We start from the raw sequence: 13,564 nt of genomic DNA, 5'->3' as shown, positions 1-13,564 counted from the left end.
ACGAGTTGTAGAAGAAGCACAGGTCGCAGAAGAGCAACGAGTTGTAGAAGAAGCGCCAGTCGTAGAAGAGCAACGAGTTGTAGAAGAAACACCAATCGCAGAAGAGCAACCAGTTGTACAAAAAGAAGAACCAAAACGTGAGAAAAAGCGCCATGTACCATTTAATGTTGTTATGTTGAAACAAGATAGAACACGATTAATGGAAAGACATGCAGCTAGAGCAAATGCAATGCAGCCTTCTGCTAATGTACGAGTAGAGAATAAGCCAGTACAACAAGAGGTAGCAGAACCACAAGTGGAAGAACGCCCAGTGCAGCAAGTAGTAGCAGAACCACAAGTGGAAGAAAACCCAATGCAGCAGGTGGTAGTAGAACCACAAGTGGAAGAACGTCCAGTGCAGCAGGTGGTAGTAGAACCACAAGTGGAAGAGCGCCCAGTGCAGCAGGTGGTAGCAGAACCACAAGTGGAAGAGCGCCCAGTGCAGCAAGTAGTAGAACCACAAGTGGAAGAGCGCCCAGTGCAGCAAGTAGCAGAACCACAAGTGGAAGAGCAACCAATGCAGCAAGTAGTGGTAGAGCAAGTACAAAAGCCAATTTCAAGTACGGAAGTACAAGAGAAAGCATATGTTGTAAATCAAAGAGAGAACGATATGCGAAATGTATTGCATACACCACCGACATATACTGTTCCACCATTAGCGCTGTTGTCGATTCCACAGCAATCAGCGTTAGATAATACAGAATGGTTAGAGGAGCAGAAAGAATTATTAGATACAACGTTTAATAATTTTCACGTTGGCGCACATGTTATTAATGTATCGCAAGGGCCAGCGGTAACTCGTTTTGAAGTACAGCCAGACCCAGGTGTGAAAGTAAATAAAATTACAAACTTAAGTGATGATATTAAGTTAAGTTTAGCTGCGAAAGATATTCGTATTGAAGCGCCGATTCCAGGGAAGAGTGCAATTGGAATTGAAGTTCCAAATAAAGAAAGCAAGCCAGTATTTCTTCGCGAAATATTAAGAAGTCCTGTATTCACAAAGAGTGAATCACCGCTTACTGTTGCGCTTGGACTTGATATTTCAGGGGACCCAATTGTAACGGATATTCGAAAAATGCCGCACGGACTTATTGCGGGTGCAACGGGTTCAGGTAAAAGTGTGTGTATTAACGCGATTTTAACGAGTATTTTATATAAAGCGAAACCACATGAAGTGAAGTTAATGTTAATTGATCCGAAGATGGTTGAGCTTGCACCATACAATTCTGTTCCGCATCTTGTAGCACCTGTTATTACGGATGTAAAAGCAGCGACAGCTGCATTAAAATGGGCAGTTGAGGAAATGGAACGCCGTTATGAATTGTTTGCACACGCAGGTGCTCGTGATTTAACTCGCTACAATACGATTGTAAGTGAGCGAGAAATTCCAGGAGAGACATTACCTTATATCGTTATTGTCATTGACGAGTTAGCCGATTTAATGATGGTAGCACCTGGTGATGTTGAGGAAGCGATTTGTCGTATTGCGCAAAAAGCACGTGCTTGTGGTATTCATTTATTAGTAGCGACGCAGCGTCCATCTGTAGATGTTATTACAGGTTTAATTAAGTCAAACATTCCAACGCGTATTGCGTTTACTGTATCATCTCAAGTTGATTCGCGTACGATTATTGATATTGGGGGCGCGGAGAAATTACTTGGCCGTGGTGATATGTTATTCTTAGGGAACGGTACATCTAAACCAGTTCGTGTACAAGGTGTATATGTATCGGATGATGAGATTGAAAAAACAGTTGATCATGTGAAAAAGCAAATGAAGCCGAATTACTTATTTAAGCAAGAGGATTTATTAGCGAAAACAGAACAAGCTGAGTCGGAAGACGAATTGTTCCTTGATGCATGTCAATTTGTTGTAGAACAAGGGGGAGCGTCCACATCTTCTGTACAGCGAAAATTCCGCATCGGTTATAATCGCGCGGCACGTCTCATTGAAGAGATGGAATCGCAAGGAATTATTTCTGAAGGTAGAGGAACGAAACCGAGAGATGTCCTTATTTCTGAGGATGAATTTGCCGCTATGCAGGAAACAAATGTATAGTAAACGGTTTTGCTGTATACTAAGAGAAAATGTTGGATAGTAAAGTAGGGAGTAAAGCGACATGAAAGAAATTGAATTAAAATTAAAAGGTGAAATAAATAGACTAACAAATAAAACATTTAAATTTGACGAACGTGTTGGAGAAGGTTGGTTCTCTGCCGTTTACTTTTTAAAGACCAGAGAAATCATCGAAGAATTTCGCCCGAAAAGTGTTGTAACGATGCAATTTTTCCAAAAGGAAAATGCAGTTCTTTGCGGAACGGATGAAGTAATTGCATTGCTACAAACATTCGCTAAAAATCCTGAGGAACTTGAAATTAACTCTTTAAAAGATGGCGATAAAATTAGTCCATTTGAAACAGTGTTAACAATTCATGGTCCTTATGAAAATTTCGGATTTTTAGAAGGTGTCATTGATGGGATTTTAGCTCGTCGTACATCGGTTGCGACAAACGTATATAACGTTGTCCAAGCTGCGCGTAGCGTAGATAAAGAAAAACCAGTTATTTTCATGGGAGATCGTGATGATCATTATACACAACAAGCTGGTGACGGTTATGCAGCATACATCGGAGGTATGAGCGCACAAGCGACGCATGCGATGAATGAATGGTGGGGCAAAAGTGGTATGGGGACGATGCCTCACGCATTAATTCAAATGTTTAATGGTGATGTTGTGGAAGCGGCAAAAGCATATCATAAGAAATTCCCAGAAGATGAATTAGTTGTATTAATTGATTACAACAATGATGTCATTACAGATGCACTTCGCGTAGCGCGTGAATTTGGATCAACATTAAAAGGTGTACGTGTAGATACGTCCCGCACGATGATTGATCAATACTTTATTCGCCACCCAGAAGTACTTGGAACATTCGATCCACGTGGTGTAAACCCATCGCTTGTATTCGCACTTCGTAAAGCACTTGATGAAGAAGGATTCCAGCATGTAGACATCGTTGTAACTGGTGGATTTGATGAGAAGCGTATTCGTGAATTTGAAGCTCAAAACGTACCTGTTGACATATACGGGGTAGGAAGTAGCTTATTAAAAATGAATATTGGCTTTACTGGTGATAATGTAGAACTAAATGGGAAACCAGAAGCAAAAGCTGGTCGTAAATATCGTCCAAACCCACGTTTAGAGCGTGTTCAATTAGAAAAAAGAGAAGAGATGTAAAAGAGAGAAAAACTGATAGGTGATTGACCCTATCAGTTTTTCTGTTATCATAGTATAGCGGCTTCTTTTTTGCTATAATGGACTTATTATGGACATATAAAGAAGTACGTACGAGTTTATCCTGATAAGTGAAGGGAAAGAATAACTTCACTACATCAAAAATGTATGATGATTACCAAAATAAGAAAAGATTCATATACTGTCTTATAGATAGGCCGTTGTATTAGTTCGAAATGTTGGAGGTTCTTTAAGATGACAGTTTACCATTTTGTAGGAATTAAAGGAACAGGAATGAGTTCATTAGCGCAAATTCTTCATGATATGAAGCATACTGTTCAAGGGTCTGATTATGAAAAGCGTTTCTTTACACAAACAGCGTTGGAAAAGCGTAGTATCTCGATCCTTCCTTTTGATAAGAATAATGTAGAAGAAGGACAAGTGATTATTGCAGGAAATGCATTTCCTGATACGCATGAAGAAATCGTAGCAGCAAAAGAATTAAACATCCCAGTCCATCGTTACCATCATTTCTTAGGTGACCTGATGAGCCAATACACAAGTGTTGCTGTAACTGGTGCACACGGAAAAACATCAACAACAGGTTTGTTAGCCCATGTAATGCAAGGTGCACACCCAACATCTTACCTTATTGGAGATGGAACAGGGCATGGGGTAGAAAATAGTAAGTATTTTGTATTTGAAGCTTGTGAGTATCGTCGTCATTTCTTGTCTTATAATCCAGACTATGCAATTATGACGAATATTGATTTTGATCATCCAGATTATTTTGCAGACATCAATGATGTATTCAGTGCATTCCAAGAGATGGCATTGCAAGTGAAAAAAGGCATTATTGCATGTGGAGATGATGAAGAACTTCAAAAAATTCAAGCGAAAGTACCTGTTATTTTCTATGGATTTGGAGAAGATAATGATTTCCAAGCACGCAACATTCAAAAGAGAACAGATGGTACGATATTTGATGTATTCGTTCGTAACACGTACTATGATACGTTCAAAATTACAGGATACGGCAATCACAGCGTATTAAATGCGTTAGCAGTAATCGCGCTTTGCCATTATGAAAATGTTGATGTAGAAGCAGTAAAACATCAATTAACAACTTTTGAAGGCGTAAAACGTCGCTTTAATGAAAAGCCGATGGGAGAGCAAGTAATCATCGATGACTACGCACACCATCCGACAGAGATTAATGCAACGATTGAAGCTGCTCGTCAAAAACATCCAGAGCGTGAAATTGTCGCTGTATTCCAGCCACATACATTCTCACGTACAGAAAAGTTCTTAGATGAGTTCGCAGAAAGCCTAAGCAAAGCTGACCAAGTATACTTATGTGATATTTTCGGATCAGCACGTGAAAACAAAGGTGAATTAACAATCGAAGATCTGCAAAAGCGTATTGACGGTGCAGAATTAATTACAGATACAACAACGGATGTATTAAAGAAACATAAAAACGGCGTTCTAATTTTCATGGGCGCAGGTGACATCCAAAAATTCGAAGCGGCTTACGTAAAAGAAGTTCAAGTTGCAGAGAAATAATAGAAAAGACGCATAGCTTGGCTGTGCGTCTTTTTTATGTTGTCGTGGTTGTGCATTAATGTTGAAACGTCGATATATATGGAGTTGTGTTCGATATGTTTCAAAAATCGTTGATATATTGGTACGCGTTTTGAAATATAAATGTTAGAATAATAAGAAAACTAAAAAGGGGACTAAAAAACATGTTCACACTCCGAGTAGATGACGAAATCGAACTACAATTACTAGAAAAACATCATAAAGAGGAATTATATCAATTATTAGATCAAAACCGTAATCATTTACGGAAATGGCTCCCTTGGGTAGATGGGACAAAATCTGCTGATGCTTATGATGAAATTTTTCCGATGTGGTTAAAGAAGTTTGCAGAGGGAGACGGTTTTCAAAGTGGTATACGTTACAAAGGAAAGCTCGTTGGGATGGTAGGCATTCATCCAGTGAGCTGGGGGAAGAAAGCGACGAGTCTTGGGTATTATCTTGCAGAAGATGCTGGCGGGAAAGGTATTATGACGCGTAGCGTAAAGGCTGTACTTCACTATGCATTTGAAAATTTAAAGCTGAATAAAATTGAAATTCGGTGCGGTGTTGGAAATGCGAAAAGCCGCGCAATTCCAGAACGTTTAGGATTTAAGTTAGATGGTATTTTACGAGATGAAGAATGGCTATATGATCATTTTCATGATATCGCTGTATATAGTTTACTAGCTTCAGAATGGAAAGAGATTCGATGAACGAGAAGATTCGTATTGTTCCATATGAAAGTACGTTTCAAGAGGAAGTAGTAGATCTTATCGTTCATATTCAGCAAAAAGAGTATAATGTTTCAATTACGAAAGAAGAGCAACCTGATTTACTTGAAATAGAAACATTCTATCAAAAGGATCACGGAAACTTTTGGGTAGCAATTTATGATGGTAAAGTAGTTGGAACAGTAGCTTTATTAGATATTGAGAATCATCAAGTAGCGCTAAGAAAAATGTTCGTACAAAAAGAGTTTCGCGGAAAAGAATGGGGCGCATCACATATGTTGCTTCAAACAGCAATTTCATGGGCTGAGGATAAAAAATTGAAAGATATTTACTTAGGAACAACAGTAAAATTTTTAGCGGCGCATCGCTTTTATGAAAAGAATGGTTTTCAAAGTGTGAGTATAGACGAGTTGCCGAAAAACTTTCCGGTGCTACAGGTAGATAAGAAATTTTATAGGTACATTGTGTAAAAGGTCATTTAGAAATGGCCTTTTTCTATGAACTAAAATGGAAATAGTGGTATAATTTGGATTAGGGGGTGTAGGTATGAACTTTCCAATTCAAAGAAGTAAGTCAGTAGTCATTTTCGTTTGCCTTACGTTAGTTTTTATGTTTATATATCCAATTGTCATGCTTTTCACTAATAAAGCGCATTGGATGTCAGCGTTGATTGGGATGGGGTTATGCTTCATTGTAAATGTACCACTCGTTTGGGAAGTATTTATTAAAAAACATAAAGTAGAAAATGGCGTATTAAAGTACGGTATTTTAAATGATGATATTGTATTAAAAGATGTGAGAATTATACGTCAGGTCGGAAAGTCTCTTGAAATTACGACGAATGCATATAAAGTACATATGGTTGCGATGCCGCAAGATATGAATGAATTTTTGGCGCTTATCGAAAAAGAAAATCCACATGTGAAAATAGAAATGGTGGGTAAGAAATGAAATATGTAAAACCTTTGTTTTGCTTAGAAATATTACTGGTGCTTGCTATTTGCACTAGAGTATATATGAAATGGGATTTGCCCTTATATATACCAATATTAATAAGTACTATTGCAGTGGCGCTTTTATATTATTTTCATTTTCGGCAAACAAAAAGTGAGAAAAGTAGCACTATGTAGTTAGGGGGATTAGAAATGAAAAAAGCCCTTATGTTATTTTTACTTCTGTTAACTGCATCCTTTCTTTTAATAGGGTGTAGTGCGAAGAAGGAAAAGGCTGATATGAACTTAGAAAAGGCACAAAAAGTTGAAATTGAATCACTTACTGATTCAAGTGAGAAAAAAGTAATTACCGATAAGAAAAAAATTGAAAAGCTGTTTGAAGTCATGAAAATGGATAAGTGGAAAATGCAATCGGCTCCTTTAGATACTCCGCAAGGGAAAACATTTACAATGTATCAAGAGGATACACCGAAATTATTGGATTCGAGTAAAGATAAAAAAGAGTTACATGAAATTGGTACGATGACAGTATATAAAGATGTCCCTTATGTCGAAGTTGAAATGAAAAATAAGAAAATGAGTTTTAAAGTGCCAGAAGATGTGGCGAAAGAGTTATTAAAGTATTAATAAAAAAAACGCTCGGAAAAATCCCGAGCGTTTTTATTATTATTTTAAGTTCTCTGGATTTAAAGCTTCTAATTCAGCTACAACGAAGCGTCCGTCTTTACGGATTAGTACGTCGTCGAAGTAAATTTCGCCGCCGCCGTATTCAGGGCGTTGGATGCATACTAAGTCCCAATGGATGTTCGAGTTGTTACCGTTCCATGCATCGTCGTAAGCTTGTCCAGGAGTGAAGTGGAAGCTGCCATCGATTTTTTCATCGAATAGGATGTCTCCCATTGGATGTAAGATGTATGGGTTTACGCCGATTGCGAACTCACCAACGTAGCGTGCGCCTTCGTCTGTATCGAAGATTTTGTTAATGCGTTCTGAATCGTTTGCAGTTGCTTCAACGATTTGGCCGTTCTCGAACTTAAGTTGTACATTTTCAAATGTATAACCGTTGTAAGGAGATGGTGTGTTGTAAGAAACTGTACCGTTAACAGAATCACGAACTGGTGCAGAGTATACTTCACCGTCTGGAATGTTTAAATGACCGGAGCATTTAATTGCTGGGATGTCTTTAATAGAGAATGTTAAGTCAGTTCCAGGACCAGTTAAACGAACTTTATCTGTTTTATTCATTAATGTAACAAGGCTGTCCATCGCCTTATCCATTTTACCGTAGTCTAAGTTACATACTTCAAAGTAGAAGTCTTCGAAAGCTTCTGTACTCATTTTAGCAAGCTGTGCCATAGAAGCATTTGGGTAGCGAAGAACAACCCAGCGTGTTTTTGGAACGCGAATGTCTCTATGAACTTTTTTACCAACTGTTTGGCCATGAACTTTCATACGCTCACTTGGAACGTCAGCTTGTTCATTAATATTATCGCCAGAGCGAAGGCCGATATAAGCGTCCATGTCTTTCATTACGCTTGCTTCATATGCAGCGATTTGTTCGAAATGTTCTTCAGTAGCACCCATTAATAAAGAGCGATCTACTTGATGATCTTTTAAAGAGACGAATGGGAAACCACCAGCTGCATATGCTTCTTTTACAAGTGCAGTTACAAGTTCTTTTTGTAAGCCAAAGTTTTCAATTAATACTTTTTCACCTTTTTGTAAGCGGATAGAGTAGTTAATTAAATTGTATGCTAACTTTTCAATACGTGGATCTTTCATATGTAAAGCCTCCCTACTAATTATGTATCCTCTCCTATTGTAACCTACTTAGTGGAATTTGTTGAATGATTTATGTTACAGTTAACGAATAAGTATGAAAATTCTAATGATGAGATAGGGATTAGAATGAAACGGAAAATGATTGTATAATAGGGGAAAGTATGAAAAAGATAAAGGAAGTGATGAAATGCAAGTTCTTTTATATGTAAGTGCGGCTATTATCGCGGTTGCTTTCGCAGTATTAGTAGTGTATGTATGTAGAACGTTGTTATCGGTTCAGAAGACGTTAGAAAACGTTGCAAGCACGTTAGAAGGTTTAGAAAAACAAATGCAAGGAATTAGCGTAGAGACAGAGCAATTATTACATAAAACGAATGCGTTAGCTGATGATATTCAACAGAAGTCACAGTCATTAAATAAAGTGGTAGCGGGTGTAGATGGGATTGGAACGACAATCCAATCTTTAAATACGAAGCTTCGTAATGTATCAGACTCTGTAACGGACGAAATTGAAAATAACGCTGATAAAGTAGCGCAAGTTGTACAGTGGAGCAGTGCGGCGATTGAAGTATACAATCATTACCGTGCGTCGAGACAAGAGAAGAAAGTTGAAAAAGAAGAGCGTAAATTAGAAAGAATTGAGAAAAAAGCTGAAAAGAAAGAGAAACGCTCTAGATTTCGTATGAGAGGTGAATCGTGATGAATATGACAAAACTTGAAACAATTGAAGAGCTTGAAGTCTTAGTAGAAAAGAACGAGCCGTATGTTCTTTTTAAACACAGTACGACATGCCCAATTAGTCACGGTGCATACACAGAATTTCAAGCGTATTGCAGCGAAGAAAGAGAAGTACCAGCGTATTACTTATACGTACAAGATGCGAGAGATGTGTCAAATCGTGTTGCAGAACAATACAGTATTAGACATGAATCACCGCAAGTGTTATACATAAAAGATGGGATGGTAGTATGGAATACATCTCATTGGAATATTAAAAAAGATGCTTTAGAAGAGAATATAAAGTAAAAAGAAGCAAGCTAAAGGTGCTTGCTTCTTTTTTTTTGTTTTTGTTGAAATATATTTAGTGGTACACTATTAATAGTTCAAACTAAATAACTAGATTGTTGAAAGTAGGTTTTAAGTAATGAAGAAAATGGCATTATCCTTCGCAGTCGTAAGTTTATTACTGGGAGCTTGTAGTAACAATAGTAATACGATTAGTAAGAAGGATGAAGTTATACAAAAAGATACAAAAGAAAAAAGTATGATTCCGAGAACTGCTGTTTCTAAAGATTATTATAGAACTGTTATTCCTTTAAAAGAACAAAAGGTTATTAATACAGCTAATATAAAAACAAATTCTAAATTAGATTTAGCAGAGTATGAAAATGGTTTAATAAATATTGCAACGCAGCAATTTGATACAGAGAGTCACGTACTGCAATTAAACCAGTATATTCCAGAGAAACTAATTGATGAACTAGTTGCGAAAGTAGAAGCGCCAGTTTTGACAAATATTATAGAACAAGATTATTTCGGAAAACAGAATTCAAATGAATTAAGTTTATCTGGTGTTATGATTGGCTTAGCTATGTCTTCAAGTGTATCGAATGAAGAGGCTATGTCTAAAGGGACTGAAGTTGCTAAACAACTTATTGAAGCTATTAACAAAAATGATAAATATAACAAATCTCCAATTACGTTTGCTATCTTTAAGCAAGAAAGTACAAGTTCTTTAAAAAATGGTACGTATATTGCTAGTGCTACTGTTCAAAAGAATGATACGAACCTTGGAAATTGGAGTACGATCGATGAAAAGTCGTATTCATATCCTTCTGATGAATTTACACAAGCACATGGAGAAGATAATACAAAAATAAATAACTTTGCTAAGGAAATAAAAGGTTTTTCTAATGGAGATTTTATTCCAGTCAACGCTAAAGTTTCTTATAAGAAAGATCAAATGGATACATTAAATATGAATATTGTTATTAAATATAACGGTAAAACAGAATTAATGGCTCTTACCCAATTGGCTGCTCAAGGCATGTTAGACAAATTGCCTAAAGATGCGAAAGTACAATTACAGATCAAGTCCGAGAGTAAAATTGAGGCCGTTATTATAAAAGAGAAAAACAGTGATAAACCGTTTGTTTCCTTCTTGTAAAAAAAGACAGTATGTAAACTGTCTTTTTTTTATTTTAAATGAAAATATATAATGTTTTTTGATAGTAATTCCTTGCTGTATATCGTGTGACAATCGTATATGTATCAGCTATAATAAATTATCTTAAAAAAGTAACATATAGGAATTTGAAAGAGGTGGCTTTCTTATGGCATCACAACAATTAGGTCGTTTACGTTCTGAAATTGATCAACTTAATTTACAAATATTAGAGTTACTAAACGAAAGAGGTCGTCTCGTACAAGAAGTTGGTAATTTAAAAGAAGTACAAGGTGTGAAACGTTTTGATCCTGTACGTGAAAGAAATATGCTGGATTTAATTGCAGAGAATAATAATGGTCCATTTGAAACTTCGACTTTACAACATATTTTCAAACAAATTTTTCAAGCTGGTTTAGAATTACAAGAAGACGATCATCGTAAAGCATTACTTGTTTCTCGTAAGAAAAAAACAGAAGATACGATTGTTGAAATTAATGGTGAAAAAATTGGTGACGGAAATCAGCATTTTATTATGGGACCGTGTGCAGTGGAAAGTTATGAACAAGTACGTCAAGTTGCTGAAGCAATGAAAGGGCAAGGTCTGAAATTAATGCGTGGTGGTGCGTTTAAACCACGTACTTCACCGTATGATTTTCAAGGTCTTGGATTAGAGGGATTACAAATTTTGCGCCAGGTAGCAGATGAATATGGTTTGGCTGTCATTAGTGAAATTTTAAATCCGAATGATATTGAGATGTCATTAGATTACGTTGATGTTATTCAAATTGGTGCTCGCAATATGCAAAATTTTGATTTGCTAAGGGCAGCTGGTGCTGTGAATAAACCAGTATTATTAAAACGTGGTCTATCAGCAACGATTGAAGAATTCATTAATGCGGCAGAATATATTATGGCAAAGGGAAATGGGAACATTATTTTATGTGAACGAGGTATTCGCACGTATGAAAGAGCGACGCGTAATACGCTTGATATTTCCGCTGTGCCGATTTTAAAGAAAGAAACACATTTACCTGTCGTTGTCGATGTAACGCATTCTACAGGGCGACGTGACCTTCTCTTACCAACTGCAAAAGCAGCGATGGCAATTGGTGCAGACGCAATTATGGCTGAAGTACATCCAGATCCAGCTGTAGCTTTATCTGATGCAGCGCAACAAATGAATATACCGCAGTTCAATGATTTTATGAATGAATTAAAATCATTTGGAAGTAAATTATAAAAACTTTTAATGAGCTGTTCCAAAAAGGCATTTTGGAACAGCTTTCTCCTATTGGATAGCGACTGTCATTGTCGATTTTTGTTGGTAAGTTGATATATTTAAAAAATCGCTGATATAATTAGAGTTGCGGTCGATATATTTGGAAAATCGCTGATATATTTCGAGTTACAGTCGATATATTCGAAAAATCGCCGATATAAATTTCATTTACTATCGTACTGCTTAAAATAAGATTTCTACTAAGGAAACATCTATTTTTTTACAAAAAATGCCCTTTTTTCATAAAAAATACGAAAATACGAGAAAAGAAGCGAATTTTTTCGAAACTTTTGCGGGAAAATATTGTATGAGCCTGCGTTTTTATCGTATCATTAGTAAAAGGAAGAACTCGGGACGATTGGTGGCATCTGCAAATAGAGTTGATGTCTTTTTTTCATTCAAGTAACCGATACATAAAAATAGATAACAAAAATAGAAGGAGTGTGCGATGAGATGAACGTAACAATATATGATGTAGCGCGTGAAGCGAACGTTTCAATGGCTACCGTATCACGCGTTGTGAACGGTAACCCAAATGTAAAGCCTACAACAAGAAAGAAAGTATTAGAAGCAATTGATCGTTTAGGATACCGCCCAAATGCGGTAGCACGTGGACTAGCAAGTAAGAAGACAACTACAGTAGGTGTTATTATTCCTGATATCTCAAATACGTTTTATGCAGAACTAGCTCGTGGAATTGAAGATATCGCAACAATGTACAAATATAACATCATTTTAAGTAACTCTGACCAAAACAAAGAGAAAGAGTTCCATTTATTAAATACGATGCTTGGAAAACAAGTGGACGGAATTGTTTTCATGGGTGAAGATATTACAGACATTCACATTGAAGAATTTAAAAAATCTCCAGTACCAATTGTATTAGCAGCATCATTTGATGAGCAAAATGAAACGCCATCAGTAAATATTGATTATACACAAGCAGCTTATGATGCAATGAAGCACTTTATCGAGCAAGGACATAAACGTATCGGTTTCGTCTCTGGTCCTTTCATTGATAAAGCGGGAAGCGCGAAGAAGTTACAAGGTTATAAAAAAGCTTTAGAAGAAGCAGGTATTTCATATGATGAAAATCTTGTAATCGATGGAGATTACACATATGACTCAGGTATCGAAGCATTCGAAAAGCTTTGGAGCAATGATGAAAAGCCAACAGCAATCTTCGTATCTTCTGATGAAATGGCACTAGGTGTAATCCATGCAGCACAAGACGCTGGATTAAACGTACCAACTGACGTAGAAGTACTTGGTTTCGATAATACACGCCTTGCATTAATGGTTCGTCCGCAGCTTTCAACAGTTGTTCAACCGATGTATGATATCGGTGCAGTAGCAATGCGTCTATTAACAAAGTATATGAACAAAGAAAAAGTGGAAGATCACACTGTTATCTTACCTCACCGTATCCAATTTAGAGATTCAACGAAGTAAGTATAAAAAAGCTCACAGCGATTGCTGTGAGCTTTTATTCGTATTCAGGATAGTATTTTTGTACGACTGCATTTACCATTTCGTCTTTTTGCAAGTTAATTGATATTTTTAGTACAGTTATATTACTTTGTAAATTTACAACTTCGATGTAAAAAAACTGTTTGTCTAAGTCAATCGTAACATAATCGAATCGTTCGGATAGCTCTAATTTATATGTAGTAGTATATTCCAAATGAAAGCCTCCTTATTGTATAAGTGTATGTTATAATGCCTTCGCTATAGATGGGGCTATTCCTTGTTATATGTCACATAAGTGCAAATTTAACTATTATAGGGCAATG

The 13,564-nt window shown here is 36.6% G+C and carries 15 protein-coding genes; 13 read left to right on the top strand and 2 right to left on the bottom strand.

From position 1 onward, the window contains the following. From BLT20_RS15305 to BLT20_RS15270, 8 genes are all read left to right on the top strand, one after another. Positions 1–2,098 (top strand): DNA translocase FtsK (locus BLT20_RS15305; protein WP_141770359.1); only part of this gene is annotated, 2,098 nt, incomplete at its 5' end. 61 nt (positions 2,099–2,159) lie between these two features. Continuing rightward, the gene (locus BLT20_RS15300) at positions 2,160–3,278 is read left to right on the top strand and encodes a nicotinate phosphoribosyltransferase (RefSeq protein WP_000658370.1); all 1,119 of its coding nucleotides are present in this window, start codon (positions 2,160–2,162) and stop codon (positions 3,276–3,278) included. Positions 3,279–3,530: 252 nt separating this feature from the next. Next, positions 3,531–4,841 (top strand): UDP-N-acetylmuramate--L-alanine ligase, encoded by a 1,311-nt coding sequence (gene murC, locus BLT20_RS15295; protein ID WP_000219468.1) that lies wholly within the window; start codon positions 3,531–3,533, stop codon positions 4,839–4,841. A gap of 182 nt (positions 4,842–5,023) precedes the next feature. Next, the gene (locus BLT20_RS15290; protein ID WP_000494684.1) at positions 5,024–5,572 is read left to right on the top strand and encodes a GNAT family N-acetyltransferase; all 549 of its coding nucleotides are present in this window, start codon (positions 5,024–5,026) and stop codon (positions 5,570–5,572) included. Next, entirely contained in the window at positions 5,569–6,060 is a 492-nt protein-coding gene (locus BLT20_RS15285; RefSeq protein WP_001003163.1) for a GNAT family N-acetyltransferase, read from the top strand. Before BLT20_RS15290 ends, BLT20_RS15285 begins: the two co-directional genes overlap by 4 nt. 76 nt (positions 6,061–6,136) lie before the next feature. Next, positions 6,137–6,541: a PH domain-containing protein gene (locus tag BLT20_RS15280; RefSeq protein ID WP_001010641.1), complete on the top strand. Its 405-nt coding sequence runs from the start codon at positions 6,137–6,139 to the stop codon at positions 6,539–6,541. Next, the gene (locus BLT20_RS31065) at positions 6,538–6,720 is read left to right on the top strand and encodes a hypothetical protein (RefSeq protein WP_000878356.1); all 183 of its coding nucleotides are present in this window, start codon (positions 6,538–6,540) and stop codon (positions 6,718–6,720) included. The genes BLT20_RS15280 and BLT20_RS31065 overlap by 4 nt, the downstream gene beginning before the upstream one ends. Positions 6,721–6,735: 15 nt before the next feature. Beyond that, on the top strand, positions 6,736–7,170 hold the full coding sequence (locus BLT20_RS15270; RefSeq protein ID WP_000709855.1) for a hypothetical protein: 435 nt from the start codon (positions 6,736–6,738) through the stop codon (positions 7,168–7,170). A 39-nt stretch (positions 7,171–7,209) separates the two neighbouring features. Here the strand turns inward: BLT20_RS15270 and BLT20_RS15265 are convergent, their stop codons facing one another. Then, positions 7,210–8,325 carry an aminopeptidase gene (locus BLT20_RS15265; protein ID WP_000654727.1) on the bottom strand — a complete coding sequence of 372 codons (1,116 nt, stop codon included), beginning with the start codon at positions 8,323–8,325 and terminating at the stop codon, positions 7,210–7,212. 187 nt (positions 8,326–8,512) lie between these two features. Here BLT20_RS15265 and BLT20_RS15260 point away from each other — a divergent pair, with 187 nt between their 5' ends. The 5 genes from BLT20_RS15260 to ccpA all read left to right on the top strand — a co-directional run bounded on the left by BLT20_RS15260 (position 8,513) and on the right by ccpA (position 13,223). Then, positions 8,513–9,025 (top strand): DUF948 domain-containing protein, encoded by a 513-nt coding sequence (locus BLT20_RS15260; protein WP_001197720.1) that lies wholly within the window; start codon positions 8,513–8,515, stop codon positions 9,023–9,025. After that, the gene (ytxJ, locus tag BLT20_RS15255; RefSeq protein ID WP_001057469.1) at positions 9,025–9,351 is read left to right on the top strand and encodes a bacillithiol system redox-active protein YtxJ; all 327 of its coding nucleotides are present in this window, start codon (positions 9,025–9,027) and stop codon (positions 9,349–9,351) included. The genes BLT20_RS15260 and ytxJ overlap by 1 nt, the downstream gene beginning before the upstream one ends. Positions 9,352–9,469: 118 nt before the next feature. After that, a complete protein-coding gene (locus BLT20_RS15250) occupies positions 9,470–10,492 on the top strand; it encodes a CamS family sex pheromone protein (RefSeq protein ID WP_000738025.1) in 1,023 nt (340 codons plus the stop codon). A gap of 166 nt (positions 10,493–10,658) precedes the next feature. After that, the gene (locus BLT20_RS15245; RefSeq protein ID WP_000168210.1) at positions 10,659–11,732 is read left to right on the top strand and encodes a bifunctional 3-deoxy-7-phosphoheptulonate synthase/chorismate mutase; all 1,074 of its coding nucleotides are present in this window, start codon (positions 10,659–10,661) and stop codon (positions 11,730–11,732) included. Positions 11,733–12,224: 492 nt separating this feature from the next. Continuing rightward, complete coding sequence (gene ccpA / locus BLT20_RS15230; protein WP_001103297.1) at positions 12,225–13,223, top strand: catabolite control protein A; 999 nt, start codon at positions 12,225–12,227, stop codon at positions 13,221–13,223. Between the two features lie 34 nt (positions 13,224–13,257). Here ccpA and BLT20_RS15225 read toward each other — a convergent pair whose 3' ends face one another. Continuing rightward, positions 13,258–13,455 carry a hypothetical protein gene (locus BLT20_RS15225; protein ID WP_002195827.1) on the bottom strand — a complete coding sequence of 66 codons (198 nt, stop codon included), beginning with the start codon at positions 13,453–13,455 and terminating at the stop codon, positions 13,258–13,260. Positions 13,456–13,564 lie beyond the last annotated feature (109 nt).

This window comes from Bacillus sp. cl96, from assembly GCF_900100505.1.
GTDB lineage: Bacteria > Bacillota > Bacilli > Bacillales > Bacillaceae_G > Bacillus_A > Bacillus_A cereus.
The sequence above is the reverse complement of the archived record's forward strand: the minus strand, read 5'-3'. Positions and strand labels throughout refer to the sequence as shown.